Source organism: Phaeodactylibacter xiamenensis, from assembly GCF_000759025.1.
Lineage (GTDB): Bacteria > Bacteroidota > Bacteroidia > Chitinophagales > Saprospiraceae > Phaeodactylibacter > Phaeodactylibacter xiamenensis.
The window spans coordinates 417,605-434,729 of sequence record NZ_JPOS01000012.1 but is presented as its reverse complement, the minus strand read 5'-3'; the positions used below and the strand labels follow the sequence as shown (position 1 = coordinate 434,729).

Annotated in this window: 19 protein-coding genes; 4 read left to right on the top strand and 15 right to left on the bottom strand. The window is 50.0% G+C overall.

Translation table 11 applies throughout. The features are described from left to right. The first annotated feature begins 20 nt into the window (after positions 1-20). Positions 21-251, top strand: a complete 231-nt coding sequence (locus IX84_RS32810; RefSeq protein WP_152604924.1) for a hypothetical protein — start codon at positions 21-23, stop codon at positions 249-251. A 15-nt stretch (positions 252-266) separates the two neighbouring features. Here IX84_RS32810 and IX84_RS05480 read toward each other — a convergent pair whose 3' ends face one another. Further along, a complete protein-coding gene (locus tag IX84_RS05480) occupies positions 267-1,082 on the bottom strand; it encodes an antA/AntB antirepressor family protein (protein ID WP_044217207.1) in 816 nt (271 codons plus the stop codon). 411 nt (positions 1,083-1,493) lie between these two features. On the opposite strand from IX84_RS05480, the gene IX84_RS05475 reads away from it, so the two are divergent. Beyond that, positions 1,494-2,624: an ATP-binding protein gene (locus IX84_RS05475; RefSeq protein WP_044217204.1), complete on the top strand. Its 1,131-nt coding sequence runs from the start codon at positions 1,494-1,496 to the stop codon at positions 2,622-2,624. Positions 2,625-2,916: 292 nt separating this feature from the next. On the opposite strand, the gene IX84_RS05470 is transcribed toward IX84_RS05475, so the two are convergent. The 4 genes from IX84_RS05470 to IX84_RS05455 form a co-directional block, all read right to left on the bottom strand. Continuing rightward, the gene (locus tag IX84_RS05470; RefSeq protein WP_044217202.1) at positions 2,917-4,416 is read right to left on the bottom strand and encodes a TlpA family protein disulfide reductase; all 1,500 of its coding nucleotides are present in this window, start codon (positions 4,414-4,416) and stop codon (positions 2,917-2,919) included. 70 nt (positions 4,417-4,486) lie between these two features. After that, complete coding sequence (locus IX84_RS05465; protein ID WP_052515780.1) at positions 4,487-5,470, bottom strand: NAD-dependent epimerase/dehydratase family protein; 984 nt, start codon at positions 5,468-5,470, stop codon at positions 4,487-4,489. A 136-nt stretch (positions 5,471-5,606) separates the two neighbouring features. Beyond that, positions 5,607-6,989: a sensor histidine kinase gene (locus IX84_RS30710; RefSeq protein WP_052515779.1), complete on the bottom strand. Its 1,383-nt coding sequence runs from the start codon at positions 6,987-6,989 to the stop codon at positions 5,607-5,609. 4 nt (positions 6,990-6,993) lie between these two features. Then, positions 6,994-8,202: an FIST signal transduction protein gene (locus tag IX84_RS05455; RefSeq protein WP_044217200.1), complete on the bottom strand. Its 1,209-nt coding sequence runs from the start codon at positions 8,200-8,202 to the stop codon at positions 6,994-6,996. A gap of 125 nt (positions 8,203-8,327) precedes the next feature. Between IX84_RS05455 and IX84_RS05450 the strand changes: the two genes are divergently transcribed. Next, positions 8,328-8,720, top strand: a complete 393-nt coding sequence (locus tag IX84_RS05450) for a hypothetical protein (RefSeq protein WP_044217198.1) — start codon at positions 8,328-8,330, stop codon at positions 8,718-8,720. On the opposite strand, the gene IX84_RS05445 is transcribed toward IX84_RS05450, so the two are convergent. From IX84_RS05445 to IX84_RS05405, 9 genes are all read right to left on the bottom strand, one after another. Continuing rightward, a complete protein-coding gene (locus IX84_RS05445; protein ID WP_044217196.1) occupies positions 8,717-9,673 on the bottom strand; it encodes an L-threonylcarbamoyladenylate synthase in 957 nt (318 codons plus the stop codon). The genes IX84_RS05450 and IX84_RS05445 overlap by 4 nt on opposite strands. 63 nt (positions 9,674-9,736) lie before the next feature. Next, on the bottom strand, positions 9,737-10,081 hold the full coding sequence (locus IX84_RS05440) for a hypothetical protein (protein ID WP_044217194.1): 345 nt from the start codon (positions 10,079-10,081) through the stop codon (positions 9,737-9,739). Positions 10,082-10,150: 69 nt separating this feature from the next. Continuing rightward, a complete protein-coding gene (locus IX84_RS05435) occupies positions 10,151-10,342 on the bottom strand; it encodes a hypothetical protein (protein ID WP_044217193.1) in 192 nt (63 codons plus the stop codon). A gap of 57 nt (positions 10,343-10,399) precedes the next feature. Next, complete coding sequence (locus tag IX84_RS05430; protein WP_044217192.1) at positions 10,400-11,617, bottom strand: MFS transporter; 1,218 nt, start codon at positions 11,615-11,617, stop codon at positions 10,400-10,402. 98 nt (positions 11,618-11,715) lie between these two features. Then, positions 11,716-11,934 (bottom strand): hypothetical protein, encoded by a 219-nt coding sequence (locus IX84_RS05425; RefSeq protein WP_044217190.1) that lies wholly within the window; start codon positions 11,932-11,934, stop codon positions 11,716-11,718. An 11-nt stretch (positions 11,935-11,945) separates the two neighbouring features. Next, positions 11,946-12,245 (bottom strand): rhodanese-like domain-containing protein, encoded by a 300-nt coding sequence (locus tag IX84_RS05420; RefSeq protein ID WP_052515778.1) that lies wholly within the window; start codon positions 12,243-12,245, stop codon positions 11,946-11,948. 119 nt (positions 12,246-12,364) lie between these two features. Next, positions 12,365-13,234: a nucleotidyl transferase AbiEii/AbiGii toxin family protein gene (locus tag IX84_RS05415; RefSeq protein ID WP_044217186.1), complete on the bottom strand. Its 870-nt coding sequence runs from the start codon at positions 13,232-13,234 to the stop codon at positions 12,365-12,367. Beyond that, positions 13,231-13,821, bottom strand: coding sequence for a type IV toxin-antitoxin system AbiEi family antitoxin domain-containing protein (locus tag IX84_RS05410; RefSeq protein WP_052515777.1), 591 nt, complete (start codon positions 13,819-13,821; stop codon positions 13,231-13,233). Before IX84_RS05410 ends, IX84_RS05415 begins: the two co-directional genes overlap by 4 nt. A gap of 100 nt (positions 13,822-13,921) precedes the next feature. Next, positions 13,922-14,836, bottom strand: coding sequence for a TraB/GumN family protein (locus IX84_RS05405; RefSeq protein ID WP_044217185.1), 915 nt, complete (start codon positions 14,834-14,836; stop codon positions 13,922-13,924). A gap of 262 nt (positions 14,837-15,098) precedes the next feature. On the opposite strand from IX84_RS05405, the gene IX84_RS05400 reads away from it, so the two are divergent. Beyond that, positions 15,099-15,515 (top strand): VOC family protein, encoded by a 417-nt coding sequence (locus tag IX84_RS05400; RefSeq protein ID WP_044217183.1) that lies wholly within the window; start codon positions 15,099-15,101, stop codon positions 15,513-15,515. A 48-nt stretch (positions 15,516-15,563) separates the two neighbouring features. Here the strand turns inward: IX84_RS05400 and fumC are convergent, their stop codons facing one another. After that, positions 15,564-16,946, bottom strand: coding sequence for a class II fumarate hydratase (gene fumC / locus IX84_RS05395; RefSeq protein ID WP_044217181.1), 1,383 nt, complete (start codon positions 16,944-16,946; stop codon positions 15,564-15,566). Between the last annotated feature and the right edge of the window lie 179 nt (positions 16,947-17,125).

Below are 17,125 nucleotides of genomic sequence, written 5' to 3'. Positions count from 1 at the left end.
GCATCTAACCGCTAATTTTTTTGGAACAGCCGGGTGGACTCGTGCCGGGTTATACCCCCCCTTTTGGATATGCTCTGCACGAAATAGCCAGCAACTTAAAAATCAGCAGCGGTAATGGTATTGATTTGACTAAGATTAAAATGGGTCAAACAAACGAACAAATTGTTTATAGTGCTTCACAACGCTCATCTGCGTTGGGGGAATTATTTACAGCAAAAGGGTGTGTTTCCGCTTTAAAGATAACTTTGTGATCATCACTATCACAATCAGGCAGTCATAGCAGACACCTTGGGTTCGAAGCTTCGGATTTCCCGCACCAGGCGGTCATTAGCACGAGGGGCAAAAAGCGAAGCCATACCCTCGCGGTCGTCCTGCACTTCGATGCGTAGCTCTTTGGCAAAACGCTTCGCCAAATCGCCCATGCTGCAGGCAAAAGTTTTGGTTTTACCCATCGCCATGAACTGATCAATAACGGCGGTACGGATTAGCTCATAAGCATCAAGTTGCAACAGCATTTGCCGTTGCGTTTTGCCCTGAGCAGGTTTGCCCATCGCCATCAGCTTGCGCCTCAGTCCGGTCGCAGAATAGCCCAGGACCTCAGCACGGTATTTCCACCAGTTGGCGGTCTGACCGCCGTTGCGGGCCTCGTATACTTTAAGGTGGCTCTTTTCTGCCGCTTCCTGACAGGACACCATACTCATCGCCTTGGTCAGTTCCAAAACCCTCATCACATCTTCTTCATTGAGGCGGGCTGTATTGGCTTGCGCTTCTTCCGATTCAGTATGCGACAACAGTTTGGCATACTTCAGCTTCACCTTGCTTTTGGACGACAGGCAGATGAGCTTGGCCAGCTCTACGGTCAGGTAATAATCCTTTAAAATTGGATTGCCCTTGGTCTTCCGGTTAGCGAAGTCACGAAGCTTCTCAGGCCGGCGAATGTCATCCCGGAACTCGTAGATGTCCGTAATCCACCGCTTCACATTGGTCGCGTAGTGGTGGTCGGTGAGCTGCAGCGCCTGATGCAATTCAGTAGCGGCTACTACTTTCGTTCCTTTTTTACTGATGTAAATGGGCAAGTCCATATGCTACGTATCTGATTACGCATACAAAGATGCACGAAATGTTTTTATTTGTCAAGATTTTAAACAAATAATTTTTCACTTTTTTGTTGTTTCTCTTCCTCTGTTGCTTTAGTTGTTGTTTGTCAGGTGTTTAGGGATGTGTTTTTTAGAGGATTATTCCTGTTGAAAATAGGGTTTAATTTATTTGATGATATTTTAACCGGTAATAAGATGAGGGTTTGTTTGAAATAAGTAGCTCGAAATTAGCTAGGCAAGAGATTGCAACAGTTACTTGCAGTTTGCGATCTCAGGTTAGTAAAGGGGAATGTATTTTAAGAAATCGCGTTATTTTTTAAAATTAGCTTTAAGAAATCGCGTTATTTCATTAAATTAAGGCTGGTAAATCCGGATTAGAGACAAAAATTACAGGAGTTGATACAGAGAAGTATTCAAAATGATTTAGCAAATGCCCTGCAACAGCAGAACAAAATAGTAATCGTCTATGGAGCAAGGCAGGTAGGCAAAACGACCTTAGTCCGGCAACTGCTTAAAGGGCTTCCATACCGGTCGCTTTACGTTAATGCAGATTTGCAGCAATACCAGCGGGCACTCTCAAGCCGGAACCTGGAGCTTATGAAAGAACTGATTGGCAAAAACGAATTACTGTTTATTGATGAGGCACAGAATATCACAGATATTGGCATCAATCTCAAAATCCTGCATGACAGCTTGCCAGAGCTGAAAATTATCGCTACCGGGTCGTCGGCATTCGAACTTGCCAATCTAACCAAAGAACCACTGACCGGGCGTACGCGTACTTTCAAGCTTTACCCTATTGCAGTGCAAGAACTTTCGGAAGGGAATACGCCCTTTGAGCTCAAAGCAAAGCTTGAACAATATATGTTGTACGGCATGTACCCGGAAATATTGCATATTCAGGGAGCAGACGAAAAAATTGCCCACCTGAGAGAGCTGGCTTCTGCTTACCTCTACAAAGATGTCCTTGAGTTGTCCGGCGTGCAGCATTTAGATAAGATTTACCGCTTATTACAGTTGCTTGCACTACAAATTGGCTCAGAAGTATCCATTCACGAGTTAGCCAAATCCCTGGGGCTTAGCCAGCCTACTGTAGACCGGTATATCGACTTGTTGGAAAAGGGCTTCATCCTGTTTAGGCTTAGTGGGTTTAGCCGAAATTTACGGAAGGAGGTTACGAAGAAAAAGAAAATCTTCTTCTTCGATCTCGGTGTAAGAAATGTTCTTGTTGAAAATTTCAACCCGTTGACTGCAAGGCAAGATGTGGGGGCACTGTGGGAAAACTTCCTAGTTGCAGAACGCATGAAGAAAATTGCCTATGACCGGCTTTACGGGCGCACGCATTTTTGGCGCACCCATACCGGCGCTGAGCTCGACTATGTGGAAGAGCGGAATGGGCGCTTACATGGCTATGAGTTTAAATGGAAGCCCAAAAAGCGGCGCCCGCCCAAAGCATGGCTGGAAACCTACCCCCAAGCCACCTACGACACGGTAGACCAGGACGATTTTCTAAATTTCGTGGTGTAGCGCAACCGGGGGCGTAAGCTGTTACTTGTCTTCATTTAGAGCATACGCACCAAACCAAGTTTTCATGAAAGCGGGCGATGAGGGCTCTCGGGCATGGCGATTTAGTCTGTTTTTCGCCTCAAGCCGGCTGGGCTCTTCCTTTTTTCATCGCGAAAAAAGGAAGCAAAAACGCTAGAAATTCGCAAACTCCTCCGTCGAACATGCAATTTCGGCAGCCGCCACCCGCTCTTACGTGTTCCGCGACATGTTCCAAACGTGCTCCAATCACATTCAAATTTTTGGTGCGTTTGCCCTAGTCTGTATTCAAAAGCAGCCCCAGCTTTCCCATTTTTTGCAGCAGCGCCTCATTGACGCTGAGGTCGTAGTCGATGGGGCCACCCACGACTTCCAATGCTGTTCCGCCCGGTGGGATGAGGGCGTGGCTGGGGTAACCGCATAGCTTCAGTTCTCCGCAAAGCTGTTCGGTCTGACGGGCGGAGAGCAAGTGGTGCGCTCCACTCAGGTTATGCGCTTCGATGACGGACCTCCACCTCGGCTCCGGCGACCGGGAGGCAAGGAACAGTGGTTGCACCCGGCTGGTATCCATTTTAGCCAGAAAGGCATTGTAGTGCGGTATTTCCCGCATGCAGGGGCCGCACCAGGTACCCCAGCTGACCAGATAGATGTACTTTTCCTGGTAGGGCTGCAGCAACTGCTTCAGGTCTTCGGAGGCCAGGTCTATACTTTGACCATCGTTATTGGTGGGCGCGATTTCTGAATTGGTATAAGGCTCGTAGAGCGCTTCCAAATCTTTGAGGAGGCCCTCGTGGGTAATATGCGCTTTGTACTCTTCGTATAGTGCCCACCGGTCAGTATCTGTTAGTTGTGTAGACTCTGCCATGAGGTATAAGGTTCGGATTAGCAGGGCTTCGCGCAGGGTGTGGTTTTCGGTTGCAAGGGCGGCTTCAAGAAGGGCTCGCTTGATCACCTTTGCATTGCCCCTAATCTTTTCGAATTCGTACAGTTGATATTGGGTCTCCGCTAGAAAGTATTGGAAATGCATGTTCAGCAAACGGTGGTACCACATATTGGCTTCATAGCTGGGCTGGTATTCAAAGGCGTCTAATTCTGCGGCGTATTGGGGTGGGAATGCCACTTTATAAGGCTGTATATCCTGGCTAATGGGCTTGAACAGCCGATAGCTCAGCTTCTGCCTCAGGTACTTGAAGTATATATCGTTTTGTGCCCACTGATATAAAAAAGGGTGTAGTTCATGCGCATCATGGTAGGCCTCAAGAAAAACTGTCCTCCGCTCGCGGATGGTCTGCAATGCCGCCAGAAAGGAGTCGATTTCCATGGTTCCCATCTCTTTGGTATACACATAATTGGGACCATCGTCAAAATCTGCTTCCAGATATGCGTGCAATTGCTGATGCAGCTCCTCCGTGATTGCACTGCCGCTGACCTCCAACCCATCCTCGCCACGGTAAACCAACGCTATATGTTCGTTAGGAATCAATAAAATATGGTGGTACTCCCGGGCTCCAATGAAAGCTTCAATGGTATGTGGTAACTCCAACTCCAGTCGAAAGCGCCCCAGGCTGTCGATAGGGCACCGGTGCCGGACCGTCTCCCCGGAGTTCATATCTTCGTAAGACACTACAAGTGCTTCCACATCACTAGCGGGGTTATAGGGCACTACAGTTCCAGTGAGGACGGTCTTGCCAGGCTCCATCAATGCGGAATCTTCCGGTGTGCAACTGGTGGTAAACAGGGCTGCGATGGTCAAGGTAGTAAGTAAGAGGTCGCGCATAGCAATAGGGTTTTAGTAAAAATAACCATTTTTCGGTTAAATGTCTACTGCTCAGTGCTTTTTGCTGCTATTATACCCCGACTTCCTGCCCTGCAATGCTGCGGTGTAAAGTTTTTGGGGAGCCAAAGCCCTTCACCATCCGTTCTAGTCCCTCTTCGTACCCCGTCACCTCAAATTCCGGGAATCGCTCCCGGAATTTCCGGTCGGACATTACGTAAGGGTAGCGGAACTGATAGTTCATCTCCCAGACTTCGCGCAGGGGTGGGACGAACAGCCCGATCAGACGTTGCAGCCAGAAGGGGATCATCCGGGCTTTGAAAGCAGTGCCAAGGAGCTGGTTGAAAATAGTTGTGGCCTCCTGCATGGTAATGGGCGGATTCACCGGCAGGTGCCAGGCCTGTCCGTAAGCATCTTCAGCTAGTGCCAACGTGACCAGCGCCCGCCCAACATCTACCGTATCTGTGTAGGTGTGGGGCACGTCAGTTGGAGAAAGTAACTGCGGCGCCTTGCCCTTCAGCATGCGCTCCAGGAATGAAACATAAAGCATGCTGTTGGTGGCATAAGGCCCGTAAAAGTCGGCCGCCCGCCCAATGACGGCCTGTACCGTCCCTTTGTCCATAGCGTTTTTCAGCAAGTCGAGGGTAGCCTTCCGGGCTTTCCCTTTTTCGCTCACCGGCTGTTGAGGATGGGATTCGTCAAAGGGCACCTGAAGTGGAGCCGGGCCATACATATATACGTTGTCCAGGAAGATGAGCCGGGCATCGTTTGCCGCACAGGCATTGATGACGTTGCGCATAAGTACTGGCCAGTCCTTTTTCCAAACTGCTTCAAAGTAAGGAAGCCCGACACAGAGGTAGACATGAGAGGATCCGCGGATGACCCTCTGAGCGTCTTCTGTATGCAGTAAGTCTGCGGGCACTGAAGCTACACCAGGTTTATCCATCGTGCGGCTGACGGCACGCACCGGAAGGCCCTGGTTGAGTAATTCATCAATGACGGCCCGGCCAACTGCGCCGGAGGCACCAAGTACGGTATGCAAATTGGAGTGTGACATAAGCTATGATTTTGCCCTAAAGCTAAGGGGTTGTCATATCCCAGCCCACCTTTTTGCCGTCAAAGGGCATAAAGCGCCGGTGAATCACCTCAAAACCAAAATGAAGCGTGATTAATAAAGGAACAGAGGTGGAGGATTATTCTTCTGACTGCCTGGAAGGTAGGGTGAAAAAGAACGTACTCCCTTCACCAGGGCCAACGGATTTCACCCAAATCTTGCCTTTGTGCTGCTCCACGATCTTCTTGCAAATACTCAGACCAAGCCCGTTGCCTTCGAACTGCTGCTCCCGGTCGGCCCGCTGGAATAAACCAAAAATGCGTTTCTGGTCTGCTGGCCTGAGCCCGATCCCGTTATCCTTAACGGCAAACCGGTACCCATTTTGTGTAGGCTCTGCTTCCAGGTGGATGAATGGCATACGGCCTTCCGGGGTGAATTTGATGGCATTAATGATCAGGTTCTGGAGCAACTGTTGCATTTGCCGGTAATTGGCCTGAATGGTGGGCAGGTTTTGGTATTGAAGCTGAGCTTTACGCTGCTGAAGGGTCAAAGATAGCTGTCCTTCAATTTTGTAAACCAGCTGCTGAAAGTCTACCTCCTTCATATCCTGTATGGAAGAAGTGGAGACCCGGGCATAACGCAGTAGCGCATCAATGATATCGCTAAACCGCTTTACTTCCTCCCAGATCATATTGATGTACTCCCGACTGGCCGGGCTGATGCCCGACTGATCGCGCCGAAGCAAATCGGCAAACCCCTGTACGTTGCGCAGCGGTGCTTTGAGGTCGTGGGAGACTACATAGGCAAACTGTTCCAACTCTGCATTGGAGCGCAGCAAATCATTGGCTTTGGCTTCGAGCATCTGCTCCATGCGGCGGCGCTCCCTGATTTCCTGTTTGAGCAGTTCATTGGTCCGGAAATTATACATTAGGTAGCTGGCCTTAGTAGCCATTACGGTGAAGGCGTGCCGGTCTTTCGGGTTGATGGGATCATAAAACCGCTGATCGGCTTTCTGCTGACCAGCAACGACGAGGCCGTAGAAGGAGTTGTCGGGGCGGTACATAGGAGCTACGAGGGCGTCCTCCAATTGCAGAAAAGCCAGTTTGGTTTTAAAAGACGGGTGCTCGCCCAACAAAAAACCTGCACGCTCAGGCAGGTCTTTGGACAGTAATGGCAATACGCAGGGAATCACCGTATTGTTGAACCCAAATTGCCCAATGACCTGAAGTTGTCCATCCTCCCGGCATTCAGCAAATAAGCAGTGGGGCTGCTGAAAAGCTTGTATGAAATACTCCGTTGCCACAGTGGCAAAGCCTTCTATAGAATCCTGGAAAAGGCCTTCTTTACTAAAATCCTGTATGATTTTGAACCGGTTGAGTTCCTCATCAAGCTCGTTCTTAATGGAGATGAGCTGTTGCTGCGTACTGATACCACGGGTAACCCGGTCCTGCAGTTCTGCACAGAGCCTGCTCAGTTCTTCGTAGCTGAGCTTATCCTGGTCTGGGGAGTCAACGGGGTCCATAAGCCTATCGTCTGATCAGTGCATAAATTGAAGTCGTATAGTTGTGAAAAAGGTTTTTGGCTTTTAACCGGGTGAATTCCCCAAACCCATACATGCCCAGCCAGGGTAGGGGCGTGCCCTTAGTAAGGGGCTGCTGCATATTCTCGATAATCTCATCCTTAACGATTGCGTCAAACATGGCCCGGCCGCGCGCTGCACAGTCCGTGTGGAAAACCGCAGCCACTTCCCGGTTGCCAATTTGGGCCGTTAGGCGCTTCATCATTCGGTCTAGTCCGCCAAAAATCAGTTCTTCGTCTCTTTCCACTATCCAAAGGCGGGTGCCCTGGGGGCAATCTACCGGCATATAAAAACTACCGTCTTCATCTACTTTCACGATAACCCGCAGGATATGATTATTATCATAAGGTTCCCGAAAGTCTTCAGGCAGTAGTTCTGCCATACCCGCTACCGGGATACAGGGCCCGGGGTGAGTATCCGCCGGGAAGTCAAGCTTGCTCATCAGGTAAGGCCACGCTGCCTCTCCTTCTATCTCGATAACCCGGTTGCCTTCTGACCGGGTCACCGAAAAAGGTTGCCCAATGGGTACGCTGCCGTGGTGCACGCCCATTTCCACTGTCAATGTGGGGTCAGAATAGCCAATCATGATCGCTCCCCGTTCCAATACCTTACCATCAGCAAACTGGTAGGAGCTAATAGCGCGCATATTATCAGAGCTGGTGCCGCCAAAAATGGGAATGTTCTCTCCGAATACAGACTCAATGCCTTCAATGGCACGGTCGGCAGCAATATCAATACCAGAGGCGAGAAATTGTATCATATTGATATCCGCTCCTGTTGTTTTCAGTTCCAGTGCCATGTTTCGGGCTTCTTCATAGGAGTTGTGCCCGCGGATGTTGTCGCAGCTCGTCACATGGTATTCCTGTGCTTCGCCGGGCACGATTGCCATCACTCCCAGTGCACGCATGCTTTCATTGGCGCCTTCCTTGCCAATTACGCCCGCACAGGTACAACCTACGAGCTCTGCCTGCGGGCAAACTTCGCGGGCACCAGCTATGATTTCATCAAAGTCGTGCCCAATGGTACTATGAACCACGATCAGCATTTTATCCCGAAAAGTGCTGGGCGGCGCTTCACCTAACGCAGCAGTAAGGCACTGCTGAATGGCCTTTTTAGAATTAACCTGCCCGTTGCTGGCAGAATAAAAATTCAACATCGTTTTGGTGTTTAGTTGAGTTTGGAGAAAAACATTTGGCGGCAATTGGCATTTAAATATACTAATTTCATTGATCTATCCGGGGCATTCCGGATTTTTTAAACTTTATGTAATCAAAATTCGGAATGGACCTTTACGCTACTTTTGACTTCGATGCCTTCCCGGTTGTGGTGGTTGCCTTCACAGGAAGCCAGGCAACGGAAGAGAATTTCCGGCAGTACCTCAATGATTTATACGAAGCTTATGACCGGGCGTTGCCCTTTGCCTATCTTTTTGATGCACAAAATGCTGTATTGCCGGGATTTAAATTCCAAAAGATGCAGGCCGAATGGCTGAAGGCGAATGAAAGCCTGATGAAAAAACACTGCCAGGGCACAGCTTACCACATTCCAAACTCCATCATCCGGACTGCGCTTAAGGGTATTTTTGCGCTACAAAAGCAGCCGGTGCCCTATAAAGTAGCAGGGGATTTCCAAACGGCAATGCAGTGGTGTGAAGACGCAGTAACTTCAGGTTAACGCGCGGCGGCCCGCCGCAACCGGTCATTGATGGCCCGCCCAAGCCCTTCTTCCGGGAGCAGCTCAGCTACGATAACGGACAGGGGTTGACTATCGAGCTGACGCATTCCTGCAAACAACCTCCGGGCGGCTTCCTGATCGTCCCCTGAGGGGGATAGAATTAACTGCTGTGCTTTGGGCACGCCATGAAATGCCTCTTGAAACCGGATGCAGCCTATCTCTTCAACCCGATATTTTGCGATGAAGTCTTCAGGGTTGCCCAAAACCATGGGCGTGCGCGGGGCATAATGGCTTTTTAGCATTCCAGGTGCCTGTGGGTTGGATGAAGAATGAGCCTTAACCTCAACCGGACCGACTACACTTTCCAGGCGCTCTACAGCGATGCCTCCCTTGCGAAATACCGTAGGCTTACCATCAGGAAAACCCACAATCGTGCTTTCCAGGCCTATCTCGCAGGGCCCGCCATCTAAAATATAAGGTATTTGTGGACCAAGTTGCTCATCGACATGTGCCGCCGTGGTCGGGCTGATGTACCCAAAAGGGTTGGCACTCGGCGCGGAGAGGGGGAAATCGAGCTGACTAAGTAATTGTTGGGCCACCGGGTGGGCTGGAATACGAACTGCTACAAGGGGAGAGCCAGCAGTGACCATATCGGGCACTTGTTCTGACTTTTCCAGCAGCAACGTCAATGGGCCGGGCATGAAGGTGGCAGCTAGTGCAGCCGCGGCTTCGGGTATGGCTTTTACATAAGAGGAGACAGCAGAGAAAGCAGGCAAGTGGATGATCAGCGGGTCAAAACTCGGGCGGTTCTTAACTTTAAAAATTTGAGAGACAGCGGAAAGGTCAAGCGCATTGCCGGCAAGGCCATACACCGTTTCAGTAGGAATAGCAACCAATTGCCCTGCTTTCAACAAAGCCACCGCGTAATTAACATCTGTGCCGATCATTGCCAACTTTTGTTTAGCCTGCAAAAATCAACACTTTAGCGGGGATTTCAAAGTAACCGGACCTGCATATCAAAACATACGCGATAACCGCCAACGAAGCCACTGCCATCCGGTGGTACGGTAATTAATGCGGAGCTGCCCATCGGGTTGACGGCTCAGTATTTCCTTACGGTCAAGGGTCACGGATATGTCCTGAGGCATCTGCTTCAAAGACTCCAGTAATTTACCTGCTTCGGCAGGTTGGATATGAGGCCGGACAGAAGAAAGGAAGTGCCGGAAAGTCGGGGCGTTCTCAAAATGAAGGCGAATCTGATTATCGGGCCGGGAAGCAGTAAAACGTGCTTCACCATGGGGCGACTCCAGATTGAGTTGCCCTTCAATGGACAGGTGGGAAAGATAGGTGGAAATATTCATCGCGATAGGTCTAAAAACAGGCATTGCTCTCGGGGGAGAGCAATGCACAGGGTTCAGTGTAGGGATATCTTATTTCTCAGTAGTTGTGATTTTCAGCGTACCGTTCATTTTCCACTGTGCATGCTCTGCATCATCGGCGGTACTGCTGGGCACGTGGAGTTCGAAATCATCAAACTGATAAGAAATTTCTGCATTTCTGCCAGTCAGGCGTTCAAACAGTCCAATCGCGAGGTCTGGCCAATTCTTAGTTTCGTTAGTCATTTTCTCTTCTTTAGTTTACTAATTTTCAATGATATAACGAGAGTGCCCCTTCGATGTTCAGGCTATTTGCAACTGTTCCCGCCGGCGCAGCAGCCAAAATCCACCGGCAGCTACAGCGCTTGCTGCGAAAAGCACATACCAGAGCGTTCCGAAACCTGACCAGGCTACCAGTTGCAGTCCCAAATTAGGGGCGATGACGTGCGAGAGGGAATAGGTGACCGAAAACAGGCCCATGTAAGCGCCCCGGTTACGTTTATTGGTAAAGCCCATGGCCATCGTGGCAATAAAAGGCAGGCTCAGAATTTCCCCGAAAGTCAGCATCAGCATGGCAGCAAGGGCGACCCATGCCGCCGTGCCCAGACCACTGAATAACAGGTAAGTCAGCCCGATCATAAAGGTGCCGAGAGTGATGATCTGTGTAGCGCTGAAGCGTCGCTCCAGCACATAGATCAACGGCATTTCGATCAGGGCGATCACCAGGCCATTCATAGCCATGAGCCGGCCAATCTGCCCCTCGTCGAGCAGGACTTCCTGTTTAAAATAGACCGGAAGGGTAGAAAACAATTGCATAAAGGCAATCGCGTTGAGCAAAGCCAGCAGCAGGAAAAATAAATATCGTTTATCGTGGTGGGCTTTGCCCTGGAAAATACCCGTTTCGGTTGCTTCCTCCTCATCGGTTTCCAGGAAGCGCTTAGGCAGAGCGGCCCGGAAAAACAGAGCAGCAGCGATGCAGGTCAGCCCGTCCACCCAAAACAGCCATTCGTACCCATAGGCAATAGCGACCATGCCACCTACGGCGGGGCCTACAGCCCAGCCCAGATTGATAGCGAGACGGAGCAGGGCTACTGCCCGGGTCCGGTTGGCGCTGTGGCTGTAAGCGGCTACAGCCGCGAAGTTGGCCGGGCGGAAAGCATCTGCTACCGTACTGGCCAGGAAGACCATCGCGCAAAGCCCGTAGAAGCCTTTCACCTGCCCCAGCGCGATGAAGATAAACCCGCTCAGGAATAACGACCAAAACTGCGTCTCGTAGAACCCAATCCGGTCTACAAGTTTGCCACCCGCATAAGCGCCAAGAATGGAGCCTCCGCCAAAGCAGCTCATGATCCAGCCCGCCTGGGACAGGCTGAAGCCTACGTCTTGTGTAAGATAAACAGAAAGGAAAGGAAGGACCATCGTGCCGGCCCGGTTGATGAGCATTACGCTGGAAAGGAGCCATATCTCTTTGGACAGCCCCCGGAAGGCATCCACATAAACAGCAAATCCTTTTTGGAACATTGGGTGTACTTTTCAGCAGCGGTTGCCTACTGTAGTTATGCAGTAATTATGGAATACTACACACAGGCACTGCGGATAAGTTCCCCGGCAGGACTAAATTATGATTGCTTTTCGCGGTCTTCGTACCAATGCCCGTCTGAAAAGGTCTTTTCACTGCGCTCGCTGGAACGCAAGACAATCACGGTCTGTACCAGGAGTAGTACCGGCACCAGGAACATGCCCAGACCGATTACCAAGCCCGTGGGGTAAAGCATCATTAAGACGACACTCAGTACCAGAACCGCGAAAATCCAGGCCGTAGCCGTTTTGTAATGCATAAAAAATGGTTTTAGGCAGCCGTTAATACGTCTGCTTCGAGTTCGTTGAGGACATCCAGCCAGCATCCGCCGTTGTAGACCTCTTCAAAACCGAGGGTTTGTAAGGACAGGGCGACTAATCCGGAACGGTAGCCTTCTTCGCAGAAAAAGACGAGCGGTTTTGGGTATTCCATCAGCTCATCCAGATAGTAAAGGTGAAGGTCCCACGGAATGTTTACCGATCCTGGTACATTGCATTGGTCAAACTCTTCCCGGTAGCGCACGTCAATCAGCGTTCCGGCTCTGACGTTCTTGATATCTTTAGTCCACATGATAATCAGGTTTATGGTGAAAAAGCAAGATGAGATTCAAAATACGAATATCTGAGCCTGCCTGCACTGTCATTTATCACCCTAAGGCACTGATTTTCAAAATTATGCGGACTTTCAGACTAATTGTTTTTATTTTTCAGCATTGATACGTAAATGCTTTCCAGTTTTTCCTGGATTATAGTCATTACCTGATGTAATGAAATGCCAGGATCGAGCTTTATCTTCTTTAAATAGCCCCGCCATTGAGTTACTCTCCGTTTGTCTTTTGCAAAAGCAGGATCAAAGAGAGGGTGGTCTTTGGTTAGCCGAGTTCGTCTCCTATTGAATGTAGCCAGAATAGCAGCCTCTAACTGTCCCAGGTCGATAGAATTATCACTTGTAAGAATGGAGTAAAGGTCGTAGAAATCTTTCATCCGGCTATTGAGTTCTCCAAGTGCAATCATCGCTTCGAACTTTTCTGCAATGAGGTTCTCCTTTGAATAGGCAAGGATTTCAGGTTCATCCATTGGCAGAAGCGTTGGATAGACCATTTCTACCGGACCTGGAGTTACAGCATCACCAAAACCGATGTCAATCTGCAGGCGCTGGCTAATTTGACCCAGATTTACAGGCACCTTTATCCGCACACCTGTGTAATTTCCTTCTTTTACAATCTTGCTCACTTCCAGCTTTGAAAAATTATAAATGACACAGTCTTTAGGATAATCAATACCACAGATTTCCTGAAAGATTACCTTGATAGAGTTCAAATCATTGGAAATTTGCCAACCCAGTAGGTCTACATCCAAAGTTGGGCGAGTAGTTAGCCCTTCCCATGCATAGAGCAAGGTCCCGCCTTTAAGTAGAAAATCACTTCGGTAAGCAGACTGAGCGAGTCGGTACAGTAAACGCTCCTGAAAATAACGCGTGAGTATTAGCTGATGATTCTGACCATTCGAGCGCGAGATAGCCCTAAGGCGATCCTGTATGGAAGCTACTGTGTTTTTCATACCATTAGTTCGAAATATTGCCTGGCTACTGAATAGATACCCAACTTCCGGGCATAGCGCATTAGTTTGTTGATGTCTTGTTCAGGGTGATCGAAGTAATGTTGAGTTACCTCCTTTACCGCCTCCAAGCCAAGCTTATTTCGAGCTTTAAGGAAGTCGCACACTGTTTTTTCCATATCGTAGACGCTTAACTTAGCACCATCTACTATTTTCTGACTTATTCCCAACGTGTACTGTTCATCTTTCCAATAGTAAAGTTTTACTGGCGGGTAAGCAGGCAGCCTGATTCGCCTTTTCCAGTCTATCGCTACCTGATACGCCCCAGATACGAATGTACTCAGCTCATGAAGCTGAGCGGACGAATGCAGGCAGAAAACCCCATCCTTTACAAGAGTATTTACTTCTTCCCATTCATTATTCGCTAGTGTGAGGTGTCGATACCAGCCATGTCGGATTCTTTCGATCGTGCCATCTTCTAGTAGCTTTTTTATGGCATAGTGAGAGTATCCTGCGTTATTTAATTGAGCGGTACTTAGTACACCACCTGATGCGGCGAACAGTTGATTAATGGGATCGCGATTTTGCATATTTACGGTAAATAAGACTATTTACCGTAAATATACAAAATTATCAAAGTCAAATCAAGCATAACGCTGATAAGACTCAGATCATAGTAAATCTAAGCGACTAATCCACAAGCGGCTCCACCGTGTAGCCTGCCTCCCGCAACAGCGCGATCACCCCTTCCTCACCGCCAAGGTGACCTGCACCAACGGCGAAGAACGTAGGCCGCTGTTTCATAGCTTCCTCCATGATGGGGATCCAGTTGCGGTTACGGCGCACCAGCAGCAGGTCTTCGTACCCGGCAATGCCGCCTTCCTCGTCCATCATGCTCTGCATAGCATAGATATCCTGATCTTTGTAGAGCTTGACCATCTCATCAAACTGATCAGTGGCGCCACCGCCTTCAGCGTTGATGGCATCCATCAGCATTTTGGCCTGCACGCTATAGGGGATGCTGTCAAACATGCTCATCTGGAACTCAGCGGTCTCCAGCCCGTCAATGTCCATCTCTCTTTCCTGCGCCATTTTCATGAATTCCATCTCGTAGGAAACCATGCTGCTCTCGGCATTGGGGTTGAAGCTCATCATGTCTTCGCCGCTGCCCAGTACCGACAGGAACATCGGCTTGATGCGGTCCACAAACATCATTGGTAGCCCTACCTGCTGGAAGTGCTCGCTGACCTGTGCGTATTCCTCCTCGGTCAGCAGGTCCTTTAGCGTCGTATCGCCCACCATGAAAGCCTTCATCATCAGCGGCATCATTTTGGACATATCGGTCATGTCTTCCATATCAATTTCAAAAGCTACGTGCTTAACAGACTCAAAAGCTTTCTTCGCCGACTCGGTCAGGAAGTAGTCGTCCCGGCCAATCATGTGAATGGTGCCGTAAACGTAGGATGGCGTTTCCAGCCCGTTGCCGGTAACTTGCCAGAGCAGCGCTTTGTCGGTAGGTGCCGGTGCGTATTTGGCCGAAGCCGGTTGCGCCCAGAGATTAACAGCTGCAATAAGCAGTAGGAAAGAAAATGCAAATCTTCTCATTGGTGTTGACTTAAGATGTACAGGGCGGTCCCGCTTTAGCAGCGAGCTTCTGCCCGGAGTATTACAATAGGTTTAAAACGTGAATATTCAGCGCCAAACGGAGCACTATTTACTACAAATGTTGCTCCCTACGATCATACGTTTGAGCGGCCTGAATTATTTTGGCTGGCTGTTTGCGTTCAGCATTTCGTAACAAAGGAATAACTTTTCGGTTGCGTGCGGTGGCAGTTTTAAGACCTTTTTACGATATTGCCATCAAAAGATGACACCATTCCACCTGGCTTTTCCGGTTAGCGATATAGAAGTAACCCGGGCGTTTTACGAAGGCACCCTGGGCTGCAAAATAGGCCGCAGGGCCGAACGGTGGATCGACTTCGACTTCTTTGGGCATCAGCTATCGGCACATCTGACGGATGAGCGCCCGGCAGACCCTATGACCAACCCGGTAGACGGTAAGTCGGTGCCGGTACGCCACTTCGGCGCTATTCTTGACATGGAAACCTGGGAAAAACTGGCGGACCGGCTGCGGGCGGCAGGGACTGATTTTGTCATCGAGCCTTATATCCGCTTTAAGGGGGAACCCGGTGAGCAGGCAACGATGTTTTTCCTCGATCCCAGCGGGAATGCCCTGGAGTTCAAAGCCTTTCGCGACCAGGCGAAGATTTTTGCGACCAGCTAGAAGAAAACTGCCCGGATTGATAACGCTCCGGGCAGTATGCATTACGGTTTAAATCATATTCTCGGGGCGTACCCATTCGTCAAACTGCTCTGCCGTAAGCAGGCCCAGCTCAATGGCCGCTTCCTTGAGGGTGGAGTTCTCAGCATGCGCCTTTTTGGCGATGGCCGCTGCGTTGTCGTACCCGATGTGGGTATTCAGTGCGGTCACCAGCATCAGCGAGTTGTTGAGATTCTGTTTGATACGGTCGTAGTTAGGCTCAATGCCCTTGGCGCAATTCTCATCAAAGCTTACACAGGCATCACCGATCAGGCGGGCGGAAGTCAGGAAGTTGAAAATCATCACCGGTTTGAAGACATTCAGTTCAAACTGCCCGGTCATGCCGCCTACGTTGATGGCCACATCATTGCCCACTACCTGCGCCATCGCCATCGTCAGGGCTTCTGACTGTGTCGGATTGACCTTGCCAGGCATAATGGATGAACCCGGCTCATTGGCAGGGATGATGAGCTCGCCAATGCCACAGCGGGGGCCGGAAGCCAGCATGCGGATGTCGTTGCCAATCTTCATAAGCGAAACGGCGACAGTCTTTAGTGCACCGTGTGACTCTACGATAGCGTCGTGTGCTGCCAGGGATTCGAACTTATTGGGTGCGGTCACGAATGGCAGCCCGGTGAGGTCAGCGATATGCTTCGCCACATTTTCTGCGTAGCCTTCGGGTGTGTTCAGGCCCGTACCAACTGCTGTGCCGCCGAGTGCCAGTTCTGCCAGGTGAGGCAGGGTATTCTTAATGGCACGCAGCCCGTGGTTGAGCTGAGCCACATAGCCGGAAAGCTCCTGGCCCACCGTGACCGGCGTAGCATCCATAAAGTGAGTACGGCCGATTTTTACGACGTCCATGAACTCCTTTGACTTGGCGTCCAGCGTATCGCGCAGGGCTTCGATGCCCGGGATGGTCGTTTCCACCAGCATCTGGTATGCCGCAATGTGCATGGCCGTAGGGAACGTATCGTTGGAGGATTGCGACTTATTGACATCATCGTTAGGGTGGAGGAATTTCTTTTCGTCTGTCAGTTTTCCGCCTTTAAGGACATGAGCGCGGTTAGCCACCACCTCATTGACATTCATGTTGGACTGCGTTCCGGAGCCAGTCTGCCAGACTACGAGTGGGAACTGATCATCCAGCTTGCCCGCCAGGATTTCATCGCATACCGTAGCGATAGCCTCCGCTTTGTCAGCCGGCAGAACGCCCGCCTCCTGATTGGTCATAGCCGCAGCCTTTTTGAGAATGGCAAAGGCGCGGATGATCTCCTTCGGCATGGTGTGGCCACCGATGCGGAAGTTCTCGGAAGAGCGCTGGGTCTGGGCAGCCCAGTATTTATCAGCAGGTACGTCTATGTACCCAATGCTATCTTTTTCCTTTCTGAATTCCATATTCCTATTGGTTTTTGATCTCTAAATTAAGCGCCGCTAAGGTACAGCATAGCGGGTGATTTTGGGAGCCAACAGCCAAAGATATCGGGCAGGACCGGTCAACTCTGCGACTTTTTGGGTAAACTTAAAATGAGGCTCGGCGTTATCCCTGTAAGAACGGTCTGTTTGAGTGGCAGGTC